Raw genomic sequence first — 16,643 nt, 5'->3', positions numbered from 1 at the left:
CCCTATCCGCGGCTCGGTTGCCAGCCGGAGGCTGTTTTCGCGTGAGTCACGAGTCTTCGCCCTGGTGGCATCCCGGCCTCCATGCGGATCGCCGGCCGCTGCTGCTCACCCGCAACCGCATCCTCGCGGGTTTTCGCGCGTGGTTTGCCGAGCGCGATTTCGTCGAGGTCGAAGCCGCCGCGCTGCAAGTCTCCCCCGGCAACGAGGCGCATCTCTCGGCCTTCGCCACCGAGGCGATTCTGCCCGATGGGGCGCGCGAGCCGCTCTACCTCCACACCTCGCCGGAATTCGCCTGCAAGAAGCTGCTGGCGGCGGGCGAACCGCGCCTGTTCAGCCTCGCCCACGTCTTCCGCAACCGCGAGCGCGGCGCGCTGCACCATCCCGAATTCACGATGCTCGAATGGTACCGGGCGGGCGAGAGTTACGACGCACTGATGCAGGACGGCGCCGCGCTGCTGGCGCTCGCCGCCGAGACGGCGGGCGTGCGACGCCTGACCTTTCGCGGGCGCGAGACCGATCCGTTCGCACCCTTCGAGCGGCTGACCCTGGCGGAGGCCTTCCAGCGTTACGCGGCCATCGACCTCCTCGCCACGGTCTCGCCCGATGGCGGCACCGACCGGGATACACTGGCCGACGCGGTGATGACCCGCGGCCTGCGGGTGGCACCGGACGACACCTGGGCCGACCTGTTCAGCCGCGTCCTCGTCGGGCTGATCGAGCCGCATCTCGGCCAGGGGCGTCCGACCATCCTGTGCGAGTATCCGGTGAGCGAGGCGGCGCTCGCCCGGCCGAGCCCGCGCGATCCGCGTGTCGCCGAACGCTTCGAGCTCTATGCCTGCGGCGTCGAACTCGCCAACGCCTTCGGCGAACTCACCGATCCGGCCGAGCAGCGCCGCCGCTTCGAGGCGGAGATGGCGGAGAAGGCCCGCGTCTACGGCGAGCGCTATCCCATTGACGAGGAGTTCCTGGATGCGCTGGCGATCATGCCCGAGGCGAGCGGCATCGCGCTCGGCTTCGACCGGCTGGTGATGCTCGCCACCGGCGCACCCCGCATCGACGACGTGATCTGGACACCGGTCCCCCGGAACCGGTCGCGGTGAGCCTCGCCCTGAAGAGTGCCACGGCGCTGGCCCGCGCCGGGCTGGTGGACGCAGCTGCCCTCCCCACCCTTGAGCGGGTCGCGGCGCGCTACGCGGTCTCGGTGACCGCCGACATGGCCGAGCTGATCGACGCCAGCGATCCCGCCGACCCGATCGCCCGACAGTTCATCCCCCGCGCGGAAGAGATCGAGACGCGTCCGGAAGAGCGCGCCGACCCGATCGGCGACGACGCGCATGAGGCGGTGCCCGGCATCGTCCACCGCTATCCCGACCGGGTGCTGCTGAAGCCGCTGCACATCTGCCCGGTCTATTGCCGCTTCTGCTTCCGCCGCGAGCGCGTCGGGCCCGCCGGCCAGGGTTCGCTCAGCGAGGCGGAGTTGGCGGTGGCCTACCGCTACATCGCCGCGCATCCGGAGATCTGGGAGGTGGTGGTGACCGGGGGCGACCCCTTCGCCCTCTCGCCCCGGCGGCTCGCGGCGATCACCGAGGCGCTCGGCGCGATCCCGCATGTGCGCGTGCTGCGCTTCCACACCCGCGTACCGGTGGTCGAGCCCGCCCGCGTCGACGCGGCCTTGGTCGCCGCCCTCAAGGGCTTTTCCGGCGCGGTGTTCGTGGCGCTCCACGCCAATCATCCGCGCGAGTTCACGCCGGCCGCGCGCGCGGCCATCGCCCAACTGGTCGATGCCGGCATCCCGATGGTGAGCCAGAGCGTGCTCCTGCGCGGCGTCAACGACGATGCGGAAACGCTCCAAGCCCTGATGCGGCGGTTCGTCGAGAACCGGATCAAGCCCTACTACCTCCACCACGGCGATCTCGCGCCGGGCACCGGCCATCTGCGCACGGAGCTGCCGGAGGGGCAGGCGCTGATGCGAACCTTGCGCGGTCGCCTCTCGGGCCTCGCCCAGCCGCTCTACGTGCTCGACATTCCCGGCGGTCACGGCAAAGTGCCGGTCGGGCCGGGCTATCTTGACGCGGCGGGCGAGTCCTGGCGGGTAACCGATCCGAGCGGGGCCGTTCACGCCTATCCCCCCGAGAGCGACGACGAGGACCGAGGATGACGCTGAAGCTGTGGGGGCGGGCCAGCTCCGGAAACGTGCAGAAGGCGCTCTGGGCGCTCGACGAACTTGGTCTGGCCTATGAACATATCGAGGCGGGCGGTGCGCACGGCATCGTCAATGATGCCCGCTACCGCGCGATGAATCCCAACGGCCTCGTGCCGACGCTGGAAGAAGACGGCTTCGTCCTCTGGGAGTCGAACGCGATCCTGCGCTACCTTGCTTATGCCCATGGCGGCCCGCTGGCCCTGCCGGAGGCGCCGCGCGCCCGCGCGCTCATCGACCAGTGGCTCGATTGGCAGGCCACCACCTTCACTCCGGCGATGCGCGACGCCTTTCTCCAACTCGTGCGCGTCGCCCCCGACAAGCGGGACGAGGGGGTGATCGAGGCCTCGCGCGCCGGCTCCGAGCGCTGTGCCGCCCTGCTTGATCGGCATCTGGCGGACACGGCCCACGTGGCGGGCGAGCACTTCACCATCGCCGACATCGCCGTGGGGCTCGCGGCGAATCGCTGGTTCCAGCTGCCGCTGGAGCGGGAGGAGCGCCCGAACATCCGCCGCTGGCTGGGCACCCTCGCGCAACGGCCCGCCGCCTCGGCCGTTCTGTCGCTGCCGCTTACCTGAACTGTTTGCGGCGAAGCTCAGCCCGTGACGGATGCCGTGTCGAACCCCGGACGAAAGAAGACGATGTTCTTCCCGCTCTCGAAGCTGATCTTCTTCGTCCTCACGCCGTCGAACTTCCTGATCCTGCTCGGACTCCTCGGCTGCCTCCTGCTCTTCACCGAGGCCGGCCGCGGGATCGGACGGGTTCTCACGGTCGCCAGCTTCGTCGGGCTCCTCGTCGCCGGGCTCTCGCCGCTCTCGGCCTGGACGCTGGCGCCGCTGGAGAACCGGTTTCCGAGCTTCACCGATGACGGCACGCCCGTCACCGGCATCGTCGTGCTCGGCGGCACGGTCGAGGCCGATACCTCGATCGGCCGTGACCAGATCACCGTCAACGAAGCGGGCGAGCGGGCCATCGCCCTGGCCGACCTTGCCAGGCGCTACCCGCAGGCGCGTCTCGTCTTCTCCGGCGGCGCCGGCAGCACGCGCGAGGACGCGGTCTCAGAGGCCGAAATCGTCAGCCGTTACGCCGACACGCTCGGCGTGCCGCGCAACCGCCTGATCCTGGAACAGCAATCGCGCAACACCCACGAGAACGCGGTGTTTACCGCGCGGATGGTGCAGCCGAAGCCGGGCGAGCGCTGGCTCCTCGTCACCTCCGCCTGGCACATGCCGCGCTCGATGGGCTGCTTCCGCAAGGCCGGGTTCGACGTCACCGCCTATCCCGTCGATTATCGCACCAACTGGCCGCGCGACGCCTACCGCCTCGCCAGCTTCGCCTCCGACGGTCTGGGGGAGCTCGATATCGGCGTGAAGGAGTGGATCGGGATGATCGCCTACCGGCTCACCGGCTACACCGACGCGGTGATGCCGGCGCCGTGAGCCGCCGTCACGCCCGCGGCAGGCTCAAGCGATAGATCCCGCGGAAATCGTCCGGATCCTCCACCGGCTTGCCCTTGCGCAGGATCTGCACCCGGCCCGCCTTCGTCAGCCGCACGGCGACGCGGCGGACCGGCTGCATCAGCGGGCTCCAGCCGTCCGGATGCGGGCCGCCGAGCGCGCGGGCGATTTCGGAGGGGCAGCAGGTCTTGTCCGCCCCGCGCTCGCTCACGAGCCGCAGCATCGTCTCTTCGATCGCCGCTTCATCGGCCATTTGGGTCTTCCTCGGCGAGCAGAAAGGCGCGAATCCGCGAGGAGAACTGGCGCCGCCACATCACCCAGACCACGCTGGCGGTGGCGAGCATCATCACCGGCGCGCTCACGAACCAGCCGAGATAGGCCAGCGCGAACAGGAAAGCACGCTGGCCTTTGGCGAAATGCGAGCCCGCCGCCACGTTCATCGCGCCGGCCCGCTCGGCGGCGCGCAGCATCACCGCCTCTGAGGCGCCCGAGCCCTTGGGCGGGACCGCGCCGATCAGGATCGCGCCGTAATTGAACAGACGGTAGGCCCAGGCGAATTTGAAGAAGGCGTAGACGAACACGACGGCGAGCCCGGCGACCTTGATCTCCCAGGTCTGGCGGGTCGTCCCCGCGCCGAAGGGCAGCGCGGAAAACAGGTTGAGCACGTCGTCGCCCGAGCGGGAGAGTGTCAGCACCGAACCGAGTGCGATCAGCGAGGTCGAGGCGAAGAAGGCGGTGCCGTTCTGAAGCGAGGCGTTGATCGTCGTGTCCACCACGCGGTTGTCGCGGGTGATCATCTGGACGGCCCATTTGTGCCGCTGCCGATTCATGATCTGGCTGAGGCTCAGCCGGTCGCCCCGTCGCCGCTGCACGGCAAAGCTGTAGCCGGCCCAGGACGCCACGAAGAAGAGGAGCGCCGCGAAGTCGAGCGGGGAAAAGGCGTGGAGGTCCCACATGGTCAGGGCGTCGTCATCGCGGTGTCGTCTCGCCGGTCCGGGTGGGCGTGCTGCCCCGGCGGCTACAGGCCGGCGGCCCGACGGGCAAGCCCTCGACCTGTCTAGGCGCGGATGTTGAAACCCGCGCCCGGAGCCGGCTCGGTCTCCTCGCTCACCTCGATGCCGTCGACGCGCGCCGCGAACGGACCGCGCCGGCAGGCGGCGAGCAGCGCATCGACGGCCTCGACGGGACCGGAGAACAAAGCCTCGACGGTGCGGTCGGGCAAGTTGCGGACCCAGCCCGCGACGCCGTGCCGGTCCGCCTGCTTCTTGGTCCAGGCGCGGTAGGACACGCCCTGCACGCGACCGCGGATCACGACGCGGATGGCCTTGTCGTCTGTGCTCACGATGGAGGGGACTCCCGGTTCCGTGCCGGAGCCGGGAGCCTCGCGCTTCCGGCTAGCGGGTGGCCATGGCGGCGGCCGGCGCAGCCTCGGTGCGGCGCGCGGCTGCCGCCTGCGGACGGTCGATGAGATACCACGCCGGCGAGATGAAGAGCACGTCGCCGCCGACGTTGCCGAAGCAGCACGGCGGAGAGCGGGCTACCGAGGAAGTTCCAGCCGAAAGTTGCACAGTTCGAGTGCCAGCGATCGCGTCGAGCCGTGCGGGTCAGGCCGGAGTGCGGCGCTGCCAGCCGCGGATTTCCTGGAGATAGGGCCCCGGTAGTTGGGCCGCCTGCCCCGCCGCGAGCACGGCTTCGAGATAGCCCGGCCGCGGCAGGCCGCCGGCTCCGCTGCGGCCGAGATAGATCAGGGCGCGTTTCGTGCCGGCATCGGTGACGATTGGCTGATAGGCCTTCACGTAGAGGCCGCCGGCCACACCCTCGTAGCGGTCGAGGGCCGGCACGTCGGAGAGCGCCAGTTCCCACAGCACGCCCCAGACCGTGGCGCCCGGCGCGCGCACCACGGAAGCCCAGCCCTCCCGCATGATGATGAAGCGGTGCCGCGGCAGGCGACCGCGCCCGATCAGCTGCGAGGCCGGGCAGCGCTGGGCCATGGCGGCGGCGTCCATGTTGGCGCCGTAGGCGAAGTAGAGCGGCATATCTTCGGGGCGGATGGAGGGGCGTGCCCGCGCTCCGGCGGATGCGGTCGAAGACCGAGGTGATTCGCCCCCGATCCTCGTCGTACGTCTCCAGCCCGGACGTTCGGCGGAGAGGGAGCGGTCGTGCAGATCGCGACATCGTCGCGCTGCCCGACCGCTTCGCTCGCGCCGGCAGGCGCGTCCTGCGATCAGGCGAATTCCAGGATCACGGCATCGACCGCAAGGCTGTCGCCTTCCTTGGCGGCGATCTTGGAGATGGTGCCGTCGCGTTCGGCGCGCAGCACGTTCTCCATCTTCATCGCCTCGACGATGGCCAGCGGCTCGCCGTTCTTCACCTCCTGGCCCTCGCTGACCATGATCTGCTTGACCAGGCCGGGCATCGGGCAAAGGAGCTGCTTGCCGGAGCCGGCATTCTCCTTGACCGGCATCAGGTCGGCGAGTTCGGCCTCGCGGCGGGTGAAGACCCGCGCTTCCGCCGCCGCGCCCGCATGCTGCAGGAACACGCCGTTGAGGAGCGGACGCACCTGGATCGCGACCGACTGATCGCCGACCGTGCCGCTCCAGACCGGCGCACCGGGGCGCCACGCGCTGCGCACGGGGGCTGTCGTGCTGTCATCGAAGGTGACGAGGAGGTCGTCGCCGTCAGGATCGACGGTGACGTTGAAGCGCTGGCCGGAGAGCACCACCACGCGCTCGCGCTGGAAGGTCAGTAGGCTCGGGTCGCGCATCTGGCCGGAGATGCCGCGCTTGCGGATGTTGAGCTTGTGGTCGATCGCCGCCGCCACCGCCGCGAGCCGATGAGCCACCGGCCCCTCGGGCTCGGGTGCGATGAAGCCTTCCGGGAACTCCTCCTTGATGAAGCCCGTCGAGAGCCGGCCGTCGCGCCAGCGGGGATGGGCCATCAGGGTGGCGAGGAAGGGGATGTTGTGGCGGATGCCCTCAATGGCGAAGGCGTCGAGCGCGGTCGCCTGCGCGTCGATGGCTTCCAACCGGGTCGGCGCCCAGGTCACGAGCTTGGCGATCATCGGATCGTAGTGGATCGCGATCTCGCCGCCCTCCTCCACGCCGGTATCGTTGCGCACGATCGCCCCGCCGAGCGGGCCCTCCTCCGGCGGCTGGTAGGTGGTCAGCCGGCCGATCGAGGGCAGGAAGTTGCGGGTCGGATCCTCGGCATAGACGCGGCTCTCGACCGCCCAGCCGTCGAGCTTCACCTGATCCTGCGTCAGCGGCAGCTTCTCGCCGGCGGCCACCCGGATCATCAGCTCGACGAGGTCGAGCCCGGTGATCATTTCGGTGACCGGGTGCTCCACCTGCAGGCGGGTGTTCATTTCGAGGAAGTAGAACGACTTGTCCTGGCCGGCGACGAACTCGACGGTGCCGGCGGAGTCGTAATTCACGGCTTTGGCCAGCGCGACGGCCTGCTCGCCCATCTTGCGGCGGGTCTCTTCGTCGAGGAGCGGCGACGGCGCCTCCTCGATGACCTTCTGGTTACGGCGCTGGATCGAGCACTCGCGCTCGCCGAGATAGATCACGTTGCCGTGCTTGTCGCCGATCACCTGGATCTCGATGTGGCGCGGGTCGGTGATGAACTTTTCCACGAAGACGCGGTCGTCGCCGAAGGAGGACGAGGCCTCGGACTTGGCGCGGGCGAAGCCCTCGGCGACCTCGTCGGCCGATTCGGCGATGCGCATGCCCTTGCCGCCGCCGCCCGCCGACGCCTTGATCATCACCGGATAGCCGATCTCGTTGGCGATCGTCACGGCGTGCTCGGGGCTCTCGATCACGCCGAGGAAGCCCGGCACCGTCGAGACCTCGGCCGCGGCCGCGGCCTTCTTCGATTCGATCTTGTCGCCCATGGCGGCGATGGCGCCCGGATTGGGGCCGATGAAGACGATGCCCGCTTCCGCCAACGCCTTGGGGAAGGACTCGCGCTCAGAAAGGAAGCCGTAGCCCGGATGGACCGCCTGGGCGCCGGTCTGCTTGCAGGCGTCGATGATCTTTTCGATCAGAAGGTAGGACTGCGCGGCGGGTGCCGGGCCGATATGCACCGCCTCGTCGGCCATCGCGACGTGGACCGCATCACGGTCGGCGTCCGAATAGACCGCCACCGTCTTGATGCCCATTTTCTGGGCCGTCTTGATGATACGGCAGGCGATTTCGCCCCGGTTGGCAATCAGGATCTTATCGAACATCGCAGCCGCTTCTTGAGGGTGACTGTCCCGACCTGCCCCTCCCGAAGGCAAGCCCGAACGCATCCCGATAAAGCACTTATGCGAGAGACGGAAGCTGTGCTGCACTCCCCAAAAGGCCAGCTTCGGTGAAATCCGATTGAAGGGCCGTCAATTCGAATTTCGATGGGGCTCGGATGCTAGCCGCGGAGCCGATGCCGTCGGCGCATCTGGGTTCAAAACTGAATTCATCATGCAGCGCAGGGCATGCGACCGGTGCTGCACGCGGAGGCCTTGGCAATTGCGCTCTTCGTCGTCGCGCTCTTGGCCTTGAGGGCGAAGGCGATCAGCGTCTCGTCGCTGGTCTCGGCCTCGCGCACGATCTCCATGGCGATGCGGCTGCCCAGTGCGGTCGGCCCCTTGCGGCCGGCGATGGAGGCGGAGAGCCACGCGGACATCTCGCGGGTGATGATGCCGGTGGGGCGCTCGCCGTAGACGGCGAAGTTCACAACTTCCACCGTGACGAAGGTGGAGAAGCCCTCGTGGGTGTCGGCGACGGCGCGGTCGAGCGCCAGCAGCAGGTCGGCCTCTTCGCGGCCCATGATGCCGTCGGGGAGGATGTCGCGGGCGAGTTCGCGAACGTCGTCCTGGTTCAGGCTGCCGGCGTCGACGATGCGGGTGCAGAACAGTTCAAGCGCAGTGTTGGTCATGGTCTGGTGCCTTTCGAGCTGGTTGTTGCCGGTGTTCGTCCGTGTCTGTGCTGACATTACGGACCGACAACGCTCGAAGAGGTTAATGGCCAAATCTGAACCCGTGTTCAGGTAAACGGCTGCTCACGATTGAGCCTTTCGAAAAGCTTGCTGGACCGAAGTAAGACTCTCTTCAGCGAACCACGACCTTCGTCCCGACGGGCACCCGCTCGTAGAGGTCCATCACGTCGTCGTTGAGCATGCGGATGCAGCCCGAGGAGACCGCCTGCCCGATCGTCTCCGGCTCGTTGGTGCCGTGGATGCGGTAGAGCGTGTCCCGCCGGTTCTGCGCGAGATAGAGCGCGCGGGCGCCGATCGGGCTGAACGGGCCGCCTTCCAGGCGCGACGGCAGATCGGGGTGGCGGCCGATCATGTCCGGGGCCGGGTTCCAGTCCGGCCATTCGAGCTTGCGATCGATCTCGGCCCGGCCGGTCCATGCGAGACCCGCCCGCCCCACCGAGACGGGGTAGCGCATCGCCTTGCCGCCGGGCTGCACGAGGTAGAGCCGCCGCTCGGCCGTCTCAACGACGAGGGTGCCCACAGGCTCCCGTGTCGCGAAATCGACGGTGGTGCGGGCCAGGGCCGGATCGAGGGGCGCTTTCGGCGCGAGCTTCATCCAGGCCGCATCCCGCTCCGGCCCCGGCGGCAGCGGTGGAACGGCGGGCAATTCGGCGACGATGGGGATGGGTTGTGCGACCTGCGCCGTCTGCGACTGGCAGGCCGCCAGCGGCATGAGGCCCACGAGAAGCGCGAGGGCGGGCGAAGAGCGCATGACGGGGGCCGGTCGTTCGAAGAAAGCCACCGCAGGTTGAAGGCGCGTTTGTGGCCAAGCTTCGACCGCGATACGGCCGGTTGTGGACGAGATCGATCCGAGCCCCTGTCCTGGTTTGCGTTGTTGCGCGCGGGCGCCAAGATCGACAAGTTCGAGAAAACAAGAGCGGTGACAGGCCCGGCGCAAGATCGGGCGCACCGCATCGGCAACAACACGCTCGCCCCGCTTTCGCAGGGCGGCACGTGACGAGGCGGGGCGCCCGAAAGGCATCACCGTCTTGGGCACCGGGAGAAACGGCCCTGAGCACTCTCTACGTCACCCATCCGAGCGCGGTCGAACACGTGGTCCCGACCGGCCATCCAGAGCGGCCGGCCCGCATGCAGGCGGTCGAGCGCGCCCTCGAGGACGAGCGCTTCGCCGCCCTGGTGCGCTGCCACGCCCCGAGGGCGGAGGCTTCGGTCGCCGAACTCGTCCACCCGGCGTCCTACGTCGAGACCATCGTCGCGGCCTCGCCCGACGAGGGCTTCTTTCAGATCGACGGCGACACGCTGATGTCGCCGGGCTCGCTCAACACCTGCCTGCACGCCATCGGCGGGTCGAACCACGCCGTCGATGCGGTGATGAAGGGCGAGTGCGCCAACGCCTTCGTCGCCATGCGCCCGCCCGGCCACCACGCCGAACGCGACCGCGCCATGGGCTTCTGCCTGTTCAACCACGCGGCGATCGCCGTGCGCCACGCCCAGAAGGCGTTCGGCGCCACCCGCGTCGCCTTGGTGGATTTCGACGTCCATCACGGCAACGGCTCGCAGGACATCTTCTGGGCCGACAAGACCGTGATGTATGCCTCGACCCACCAGATGCCGCTGTTTCCGGGCTCCGGCGCCACGGGTGAGCGGGGCGACCACGACACCATCGTCAACGCGCCGCTCAAGGCGTTCGACGGCAGCGAGTTGTTTCGTGAAGCCTTCGAGGCGCGCATCCTGCCGCGGCTCGACGCCTTCGCGCCCGACCTGATCGTTATCTCGGCGGGGTTCGACGCGCACAAGCTCGATCCGCTGGCCAACATCCAGCTCGACGAGGCGGATTTCGGCTGGGCGACGCGGCGGCTGATGGAGGTCGCCGACCGCCATGCCGGCGGTCGCGTCGTGTCGATCCTGGAGGGCGGCTACAGCCTCGACGGCCTCGCCCGCTCGGTCGCCGCGCACATGGATGCGCTGATGGGGCGGTGACGGGCACCGCCCCGGCCGGATGGCCTACCCGTGCGCCGGGATCAGGGTGATCAGCGCGGCGTTGGCGGACAGAGAGTTCCGGCAACACGGCTCAGCGCCGGCACGGCCGCGCTTGGCCGCAAGGGGCCGAGCGGCCGCCGGCCCTCAGCCCTCCAGCGGCTCGTCGCTGACCAACTCGATGCCGAAGCCCGACAGGCCGACATAGGAGCGCGACGACGAGGAGAGGTTGCGGATCGAGACGACGCCGAGATCGCGCAGGATCTGCGCGCCGAGGCCCACCTCGCGCCACTGGCGCACGCGCTGCGCCTCGGCGCCCTCTTCCTCCGCGTAGCGGTTGAGCGGCACGCCCGCGGTGCCGTCGCGCAGATAGACGAGGATGCCGCGGCCCTCCTTGGCGAAGCGGCGCATCACGCTTTCGATCTGCCCCCCGCCCTCGATCACGTCGGCGACGACGTTGGAGCGGTGCAGGCGCACCGGCATGTTGCGGCCGTCGCCGATGGCGCCGTGAACGAAGGCGAATTGCTGGATCGGCTCGAACGGGGTGACATAGGCGTAGCCGGTCATCGCGCCGAACTCGGTCTTCACCGGGAACGTGCCGACCCGCTCGACCAGCCGGTCGCGGGCCTGCCGGTAGGCGATGAGATCGGCCACCGAGACTCGCTTGAGGCTGTGCTGCTCGGAGAAGGCGTCGATCTGCGGCCCCTTCATCACGGTGCCGTCGTCGTTGGCGAGTTCGCAGATCACGCCGACCGGCGGCAGACCCGCGAGCTTGCACAGATCGACCGCGGCTTCCGTATGCCCGGAGCGCATCAGCACGCCGCCGTCGCGGGCGATGAGCGGGAAGACGTGGCCCGGCCGCACGAAGTCGCCCGCGCCCATATTGCCGTTGGCGAGCGCGCGCACCGTGTTGCAGCGCTGCTCGGCCGAGATGCCGGTGGTGAGGCCGTGGCGAACATCCACTGTCACGGTGAAGGCGGTGCCGAGCGGCGCGTCGTTCGAGGCCACCATCGGGTCGAGATGGAGACGGCGCGCTTCATCGAGGGTGATCGGCGCGCAGACGATGCCGCAGGTGTTGCGGATGATGAACGCCATCTTCTCCGGCGTGCAGAGCGAGGCGGCGACGACGAGGTCGCCCTCGTTCTCGCGATCGTCGTCGTCGGTGACGACCACGATCTCGCCGCGGGCGAAGGCTTCGATGGCCTCGGTGACGCTGCAATGGGGCACGGGCTTCGTCTCGTTCAGCGGTTCGAAAAGAGTCGTTACACCAATCGACGATCCCCCATCCACCGCCTCTCCCTGAGGCCGCTTCGCGGCGCCTCAGGATGAGGGGTTCGATGGGAGATCGTGCGTTCTCACGGGCGCTCGCCGTTCTGCCCGCGATGGCGAAGAGTGTGATCGGCCAGCACGCAGGCCATCATCGCCTCGGCGACGGGGACAGCGCGGATGCCGACGCAGGGGTCGTGGCGGCCCTTGGTGATGAGGTCGATCTCTGCGCCGTCGCGGTTCACGCTCTGGCGCGGGGTCAGGATCGAGGAGGTCGGCTTTACGGCAAACCGGACAACCACCGGCTCGCCCGACGAGATGCCGCCCAGGATGCCGCCGGCATGGTTGGCGAGGAAGCGCGGGCGGCCGTCATTGCCGGCGCGCATCTCATCGGCATTGTCCTCGCCGCGGAGGGCTGCGGCGGCGAAGCCGTCGCCGATCTCGACGCCCTTGACCGCGTTGATCGACATCATCGCTGCGGCGAGATCCGCGTCGAGCTTGCCGTAGATCGGTGCGCCGAGGCCGGGCGGCACGCCTTCGGCCACCACCTCGATCACCGCGCCGACCGAGGAGCCGTCCTTTCGGATTGCGTCGAGATAGGTCTCGTAGAGCGCCGCCGCCTTGGCGTCGGGGCAGAAGAACGGATTTTGGCCGACCTGCTCCCAGTCCCAGTTCGCGCGATCGATGGCGTGCGGCCCCATCTGCACCAGGGCGGCGCGGATGGTGATGCCGGGGATGACCTTGCGCGCCACCGCGCCGGCCGCGACCCGCGCGGCGGTCTCGCGGGCGGAGGAGCGTCCGCCGCCGCGATAGTCGCGGATGCCGTACTTGGCGTCGTAGGTGAAGTCGGCGTGGCCGGGGCGGTAGCTGTCGCGGATCTCGGAATAGTCTTTTGAGCGCTGATCGGTGTTCTCGATCATCAGCGCGATCGGCGTGCCGGTGGTGAGCTGGCGCCCGCCGGTGCGGTCATCGCTGAACACGCCGGACAGGATCTTCACTTGATCCGGCTCGCGCCGCTGTGTGGTGAAGCGCGACTGGCCGGGCTTGCGCCGGTCGAGTTCCGCCTGGATGTCCTCGGCTTCCAGTGCGAGGCCGGGCGGGCACCCGTCCACCACGCAGCCGAGCGCCACCCCGTGGCTCTCGCCGAAGGTGGTGACGCGGAACAGGTGGCCGAAGGTGTTGTGCGACATGGCGCGCGTGCCTTAGCGCGGGATGCGGGGCGGCACAAATCCACACCATCGGGAAGTTCGATCAGCAATACGGCGGATGGTACGGAACTTCGACACGGAAACGGTGATGGAAACGACTCCCTACGACTCGGCCGAATTCCTCGACAGCGACGAGGCCGTGGCCGAATATCTCGCTGCGGCCATCAAGGAGGGCGATGCCTCGCTGTTTCGTCGGGCGCTTGGCGTGGCGGCGCGTGCCTGCGGGATGACCCAGATCGCCCGCGAAACGGGCCTGTCGCGGGAAAGCCTTTACCGGGCGCTGTCGGATGACGGTAACCCCAGCCTCGACACGGCGTTGCGCGTCCTCAACGCGCTGAACCTGCGCCTCACGGCCTCCGTGGCGCCTCACTGACACTTCAAGCGCTGAGCTGTAAGTTCGAGCCCGCCCCGCGCCTTCAGCGCCCGGTAGGCGGCGAGGCCGGTGGCGAGGTCGGCGCGCAGGCGACGCTCGTCGCCGAGGTCAGCGAGATCGTAGGTCAGGCCGAGGATGTGGGCGGCCTCGTAGCCCTCGGGCAATTCGCCCGCGCTGCCGAGGGTGATCGCCGAGACCGGCAGGGCATCTGAAAAATCGGAGAGCCGTTCCCGCAGCCGCGCCCCGCTGGCACGCAGGTACTCGCCCGAGCGCGGCCCGTGCTCGCGGATCGCTGCCACGGTTCCTTGCGCGAGCGAGAGATGCACCGCCTCCCGGTGCGCCGGGAACAGGTAGACGAGATAGTAGCCGCGGGTGGCGCTCGTCGTCACGGCGGGGTCGAACACCGCAAGCCACGGCACCGCGGCCCAATGGCTGCCGCGGCCGGGGCTGCCCTTGACCAGGAACGGCCCGTCGAGCGGCGCGAGTGCCCGGCGCAGCTCGTCCGGCGCGCCTTTTCGGATCACGTGCGCGAGCGGATGCCCGGCCGGCGGGTCGGTGCGCGCGAGCGGGTATTCCTCGACGATGCGGCGCAGGGCGTGGCCGAGGCTCACGGTTCGGAAATAAGCCCACCTGTCACCGGCGCGGCGACGCCGGTCGTTTTCGGATAGGTGAGCGGCAATCCCTCCAGCGCCCGCAGGGCGAGGTAGGCGAAGGCTTGGGCCTCCAAAAAATCCGAGGACCAGCCGATCGCGTTGGCGTTCAGGACCTCGGCGTCGAGGAGGCGTTCCAGCATCGCCATGAGCGTGCGGTTCCTCGCGCCCCCGCCGCCGACGATCCAGCGGGTCGGGCGCTCGCTGGCGAAGGCGAGGCTGCGGGCGACGGCGTGGGCGGTGAAGGCGGTGAGCGTCGCCGCGCCGTCCTCGACGGTGAGATAGCCGGCGAGCCGATGCGAGAACCAGTTGCGGTCCAGCGATTTCGGCGGCGCGCGCAGGATCAGCGGATGGCCGAGCAGGTTTCCGAGCAGACCTTCATCCACCGTACCGCGGGCGGCGGTGGCGCCGTCCTCGTCGAAATCCTGGCCCGTGCGCTCCTTCATCCAGTCGTTGATCGGCCCGTTGCCCGGCCCGGTATCGAAGGCAAGCATGTTGCCGCCGGAATCGATCAGGGTGGCGTTGGCGAGGCCGCCGATATTGAGGATGCCGAGCGGGCCGGTGAAGCCCGCGGCCTCCGCCAGGGCCTTGTGGAACACAGGCACCAGCGGCGCGCCCTGCCCGCCCTGCGCCACGTCGTTGGCGCGCATGTCGGACACGACGCGGATGCCGAGACGCTTGGCCAGAGCCGCGCCGTCGCCGATCTGGACCGTGAGGCCGAGCTTCGGCCGGTGGATCACCGTCTGACCGTGGAAGCCGATGACGTCGATATCCTCGGGCCGAAGGTCGTTCTCCGCCAGGAACGCTTCGATCGCCTCGGCATGGGCGCGGGTGACGAAATCTTCCGCCTCCGCGAGGCGTCCCGGCCGGTCGGTGCGCGCCCGCAGCCCTTCCGCGTCACGGGTCGCCTCGCGCAGCAGCGCCTTCTCGGCCTCCGCGTAGCCGCGATAACCCGTCGGCCCAAGCGGCGCGACGAGGCCGTTGGCGGATTTGACGAGGCGGATGCGCTCGCCGTCGCTCTCGATCAGCGCCACGTCGATCCCGTCGAGAGACGTGCCGCTCATCAGGCCGATCGCGCGCTTCATCGCCATGGCCGCCCCTGTTCCCCAAAATCCGGGCTCGTGCCTTTCGCGGCCTGCCCTGCTAAGAGCGCGCGCGAGCGCTTCCCCTCGCGGGATAGCATTGCGGCCGCGCTCCTGTCGCGCCGCCAAACCATCCGAGACCGATCACCATGACCGCCGAGAGCTTCGCGCCGAAATCCGACTTCATCCGGGTGCTGCAGGAGCGCGGCTACATCCATCAGGCCTCCGACCTCGCCGGCATCGACACCCTGGCGGCGGAAGGGGGGCTGACGACCTATACCGGCTACGATTGCACGGCAGCCTCGCTCCATGTCGGCCACCTGCTCTCGATCATGATGCTGCACTGGCTGCAGAAGACCGGCGGCAAGCCGGTCGTGCTGATGGGCGGCGGCACCACCCGCGTCGGCGATCCTTCGGGGCGCGACGAGACGCGCAAGATCCTGACGCTGGAGCAGATCGAGGCCAACAAGGAAGGCATCAAGCAGACGTTTTCGCGCTTCCTCTCCTTCGGTGAGAGCGGAAACGGCGCGGTCATGGTCGACAATGCCGAGTGGCTGACGAAGCTCAACTACATCGAGATGCTGCGCGACATCGGCCGGCACTTCTCGGTCAACCGCATGATGTCGATGGACAGCGTGCGGATGCGCCTGGAGCGCGACCAGGAGCTGTCGTTCCTCGAATTCAACTACATGATCCTGCAGTCCTACGACTTCGTGGAGCTGAACCGCCGCTTCGGCACCCGCCTGCAGATGGGCGGGTCCGACCAGTGGGGCAACATCGTCAACGGCATCGATCTCGGTCGCCGCATGGGCACGCCGCAGCTCTACGCCCTGACCTGCCCGCTCCTGACCACGTCGTCGGGCGCCAAGATGGGCAAGACCGCCGCCGGCGCCGTGTGGCTCGATGCCGGGATGCTCAGCCCTTACGATTACTGGCAGTTCTGGCGGAACACCGAGGACGCCGATGTCGGCCGCTTCCTCAAGCTGTTCACGCTGCTGCCGCTCACCGAGATCGAACGCCTCGCCGCGCTTCAGGGCGCCGAGATCAACGAGGCCAAGACGGTCCTCGCCACGGAAGCGACGGCGCTGATGCACGGCGCGGAGGCCGCCGCCGCCGCCGCCGAAACCGCCCGGAAAACCTTCGTCGAGGGCACGCTGGCGCAGTCGCTGCCGACGATTCCCGTGCCGCCCGCATTGCTCGAGGCGGGCCTCGGCGTTCTCACCGCCTTCGGGCCGGACTACGCCAAGCTCGTCCCTTCGACCAGCGAGGCGCGCCGCCAGATCAAGGGCGGCGGCCTGCGGGTCAACGACGTGCAGGTGAGCGACGAGAAGGCGGTGCTTCGCAAAGAAGACCTGACGGCCGAGGGCGTGATCAAGCTCTCGTTCGGGCGCAAGAAGCACGTGCTGCTGCGGCCGGAATAGCCGATCCGCCCGGCCAGGGGTCCGTACCACGGGCC

Annotated in this window: 19 protein-coding genes; 8 read left to right on the top strand and 11 right to left on the bottom strand. The window is 69.0% G+C overall.

Going from position 1 to position 16,643, the window contains the following annotated elements; genetic code table 11:
• Window positions 1–41 precede the first annotated feature (41 nt).
• The 4 genes from epmA (at window position 42) to OVA30_RS11220 (ending at window position 3,639) form a co-directional block, all read left to right on the top strand.
• Window positions 42–1,100, top strand: coding sequence for an EF-P lysine aminoacylase EpmA (epmA, locus tag OVA30_RS11235; protein ID WP_056118309.1), 1,059 nt, complete (start codon window positions 42–44; stop codon window positions 1,098–1,100).
• Entirely contained in the window at window positions 1,097–2,158 is a 1,062-nt protein-coding gene (locus tag OVA30_RS11230; protein ID WP_268175477.1) for a lysine-2,3-aminomutase-like protein, read from the top strand. Before epmA ends, OVA30_RS11230 begins: the two co-directional genes overlap by 4 nt.
• Window positions 2,155–2,778 carry a glutathione S-transferase family protein gene (locus OVA30_RS11225; RefSeq protein ID WP_268175476.1) on the top strand — a complete coding sequence of 208 codons (624 nt, stop codon included), beginning with the start codon at window positions 2,155–2,157 and terminating at the stop codon, window positions 2,776–2,778. The genes OVA30_RS11230 and OVA30_RS11225 overlap by 4 nt, the downstream gene beginning before the upstream one ends.
• A 63-nt stretch (window positions 2,779–2,841) precedes the next feature.
• Window positions 2,842–3,639: a YdcF family protein gene (locus tag OVA30_RS11220; RefSeq protein WP_268177486.1), complete on the top strand. Its 798-nt coding sequence runs from the start codon at window positions 2,842–2,844 to the stop codon at window positions 3,637–3,639.
• A 7-nt stretch (window positions 3,640–3,646) separates the two neighbouring features.
• Here the strand turns inward: OVA30_RS11220 and OVA30_RS11215 are convergent, their stop codons facing one another.
• The 7 genes from OVA30_RS11215 to OVA30_RS11185 form a co-directional block, all read right to left on the bottom strand.
• Window positions 3,647–3,910 (bottom strand): DUF3253 domain-containing protein, encoded by a 264-nt coding sequence (locus OVA30_RS11215; RefSeq protein WP_003599281.1) that lies wholly within the window; start codon window positions 3,908–3,910, stop codon window positions 3,647–3,649.
• Entirely contained in the window at window positions 3,900–4,613 is a 714-nt protein-coding gene (locus OVA30_RS11210) for a DUF599 domain-containing protein (protein ID WP_003599282.1), read from the bottom strand. Before OVA30_RS11210 ends, OVA30_RS11215 begins: the two co-directional genes overlap by 11 nt.
• 101 nt (window positions 4,614–4,714) lie before the next feature.
• Window positions 4,715–4,999, bottom strand: coding sequence for an acylphosphatase (locus tag OVA30_RS11205; RefSeq protein ID WP_268175475.1), 285 nt, complete (start codon window positions 4,997–4,999; stop codon window positions 4,715–4,717).
• 262 nt (window positions 5,000–5,261) lie between these two features.
• On the bottom strand, window positions 5,262–5,693 hold the full coding sequence (locus OVA30_RS11200) for a gamma-glutamylcyclotransferase family protein (protein WP_268175474.1): 432 nt from the start codon (window positions 5,691–5,693) through the stop codon (window positions 5,262–5,264).
• Window positions 5,694–5,881: 188 nt separating this feature from the next.
• Complete coding sequence (locus OVA30_RS11195; protein ID WP_268175473.1) at window positions 5,882–7,885, bottom strand: acetyl-CoA carboxylase biotin carboxylase subunit; 2,004 nt, start codon at window positions 7,883–7,885, stop codon at window positions 5,882–5,884.
• A gap of 227 nt (window positions 7,886–8,112) precedes the next feature.
• The gene (locus OVA30_RS11190; RefSeq protein ID WP_042509211.1) at window positions 8,113–8,571 is read right to left on the bottom strand and encodes a hypothetical protein; all 459 of its coding nucleotides are present in this window, start codon (window positions 8,569–8,571) and stop codon (window positions 8,113–8,115) included.
• Window positions 8,572–8,743: 172 nt separating this feature from the next.
• Window positions 8,744–9,382 (bottom strand): L,D-transpeptidase, encoded by a 639-nt coding sequence (locus OVA30_RS11185; RefSeq protein WP_268175472.1) that lies wholly within the window; start codon window positions 9,380–9,382, stop codon window positions 8,744–8,746.
• A 36-nt stretch (window positions 9,383–9,418) separates the two neighbouring features.
• On the opposite strand from OVA30_RS11185, the gene OVA30_RS11180 reads away from it, so the two are divergent.
• Window positions 9,419–9,628, top strand: a complete 210-nt coding sequence (locus tag OVA30_RS11180) for a hypothetical protein (RefSeq protein ID WP_268175471.1) — start codon at window positions 9,419–9,421, stop codon at window positions 9,626–9,628.
• 53 nt (window positions 9,629–9,681) lie between these two features.
• On the top strand, window positions 9,682–10,611 hold the full coding sequence (locus tag OVA30_RS11175; protein WP_042509209.1) for a histone deacetylase family protein: 930 nt from the start codon (window positions 9,682–9,684) through the stop codon (window positions 10,609–10,611).
• Window positions 10,612–10,755: 144 nt separating this feature from the next.
• Here OVA30_RS11175 and ribB read toward each other — a convergent pair whose 3' ends face one another.
• Entirely contained in the window at window positions 10,756–11,835 is a 1,080-nt protein-coding gene (gene ribB / locus OVA30_RS11170; protein ID WP_015823256.1) for a 3,4-dihydroxy-2-butanone-4-phosphate synthase, read from the bottom strand.
• Window positions 11,836–11,963: 128 nt separating this feature from the next.
• A complete protein-coding gene (gene aroC, locus OVA30_RS11165; protein ID WP_015951392.1) occupies window positions 11,964–13,064 on the bottom strand; it encodes a chorismate synthase in 1,101 nt (366 codons plus the stop codon).
• 106 nt (window positions 13,065–13,170) lie between these two features.
• Between aroC and OVA30_RS11160 the strand changes: the two genes are divergently transcribed.
• A complete protein-coding gene (locus tag OVA30_RS11160; protein WP_041357893.1) occupies window positions 13,171–13,455 on the top strand; it encodes an addiction module antidote protein in 285 nt (94 codons plus the stop codon).
• Here OVA30_RS11160 and OVA30_RS11155 read toward each other — a convergent pair.
• Complete coding sequence (locus tag OVA30_RS11155; protein WP_268175470.1) at window positions 13,449–14,066, bottom strand: DUF3578 domain-containing protein; 618 nt, start codon at window positions 14,064–14,066, stop codon at window positions 13,449–13,451. The genes OVA30_RS11160 and OVA30_RS11155 overlap by 7 nt on opposite strands.
• Complete coding sequence (locus OVA30_RS11150; RefSeq protein WP_268175469.1) at window positions 14,063–15,196, bottom strand: anhydro-N-acetylmuramic acid kinase; 1,134 nt, start codon at window positions 15,194–15,196, stop codon at window positions 14,063–14,065. Before OVA30_RS11150 ends, OVA30_RS11155 begins: the two co-directional genes overlap by 4 nt.
• A gap of 140 nt (window positions 15,197–15,336) precedes the next feature.
• Between OVA30_RS11150 and tyrS the strand changes: the two genes are divergently transcribed.
• Entirely contained in the window at window positions 15,337–16,608 is a 1,272-nt protein-coding gene (gene tyrS / locus OVA30_RS11145; protein WP_268175468.1) for a tyrosine--tRNA ligase, read from the top strand.
• Window positions 16,609–16,643: the final 35 nt, after the last annotated feature.

This window comes from Methylorubrum sp. SL192, assembly GCF_026672325.1.
GTDB classification, from domain to species: Bacteria; Pseudomonadota; Alphaproteobacteria; order Rhizobiales; family Beijerinckiaceae; genus Methylobacterium; species Methylobacterium extorquens.
The sequence above is the reverse complement of the archived record's forward strand: the minus strand, read 5'-3'. Positions and strand labels throughout refer to the sequence as shown.

Coding starts and splice junctions, on each gene's coding strand:
- OVA30_RS11150 (WP_268175469.1), bottom strand. CDS start 15,196: ATGGCGATGAAGCGCGCGATCGGCCTGATGAGCGGCACGTCTCTCGAC.
- OVA30_RS11210 (WP_003599282.1), bottom strand. CDS start 4,613: ATGTGGGACCTCCACGCCTTTTCCCCGCTCGACTTCGCGGCGCTCCTC.
- tyrS (WP_268175468.1), top strand. CDS start 15,337: ATGACCGCCGAGAGCTTCGCGCCGAAATCCGACTTCATCCGGGTGCTG.
- OVA30_RS11185 (WP_268175472.1), bottom strand. CDS start 9,382: ATGCGCTCTTCGCCCGCCCTCGCGCTTCTCGTGGGCCTCATGCCGCTG.
- OVA30_RS11200 (WP_268175474.1), bottom strand. CDS start 5,693: ATGCCGCTCTACTTCGCCTACGGCGCCAACATGGACGCCGCCGCCATG.
- OVA30_RS11215 (WP_003599281.1), bottom strand. CDS start 3,910: ATGGCCGATGAAGCGGCGATCGAAGAGACGATGCTGCGGCTCGTGAGC.
- OVA30_RS11220 (WP_268177486.1), top strand. CDS start 2,842: ATGTTCTTCCCGCTCTCGAAGCTGATCTTCTTCGTCCTCACGCCGTCG.
- OVA30_RS11225 (WP_268175476.1), top strand. CDS start 2,155: ATGACGCTGAAGCTGTGGGGGCGGGCCAGCTCCGGAAACGTGCAGAAG.
- aroC (WP_015951392.1), bottom strand. CDS start 13,064: ATGTCGCACAACACCTTCGGCCACCTGTTCCGCGTCACCACCTTCGGC.
- OVA30_RS11190 (WP_042509211.1), bottom strand. CDS start 8,571: ATGACCAACACTGCGCTTGAACTGTTCTGCACCCGCATCGTCGACGCC.
- OVA30_RS11195 (WP_268175473.1), bottom strand. CDS start 7,885: ATGTTCGATAAGATCCTGATTGCCAACCGGGGCGAAATCGCCTGCCGT.
- OVA30_RS11160 (WP_041357893.1), top strand. CDS start 13,171: ATGGAAACGACTCCCTACGACTCGGCCGAATTCCTCGACAGCGACGAG.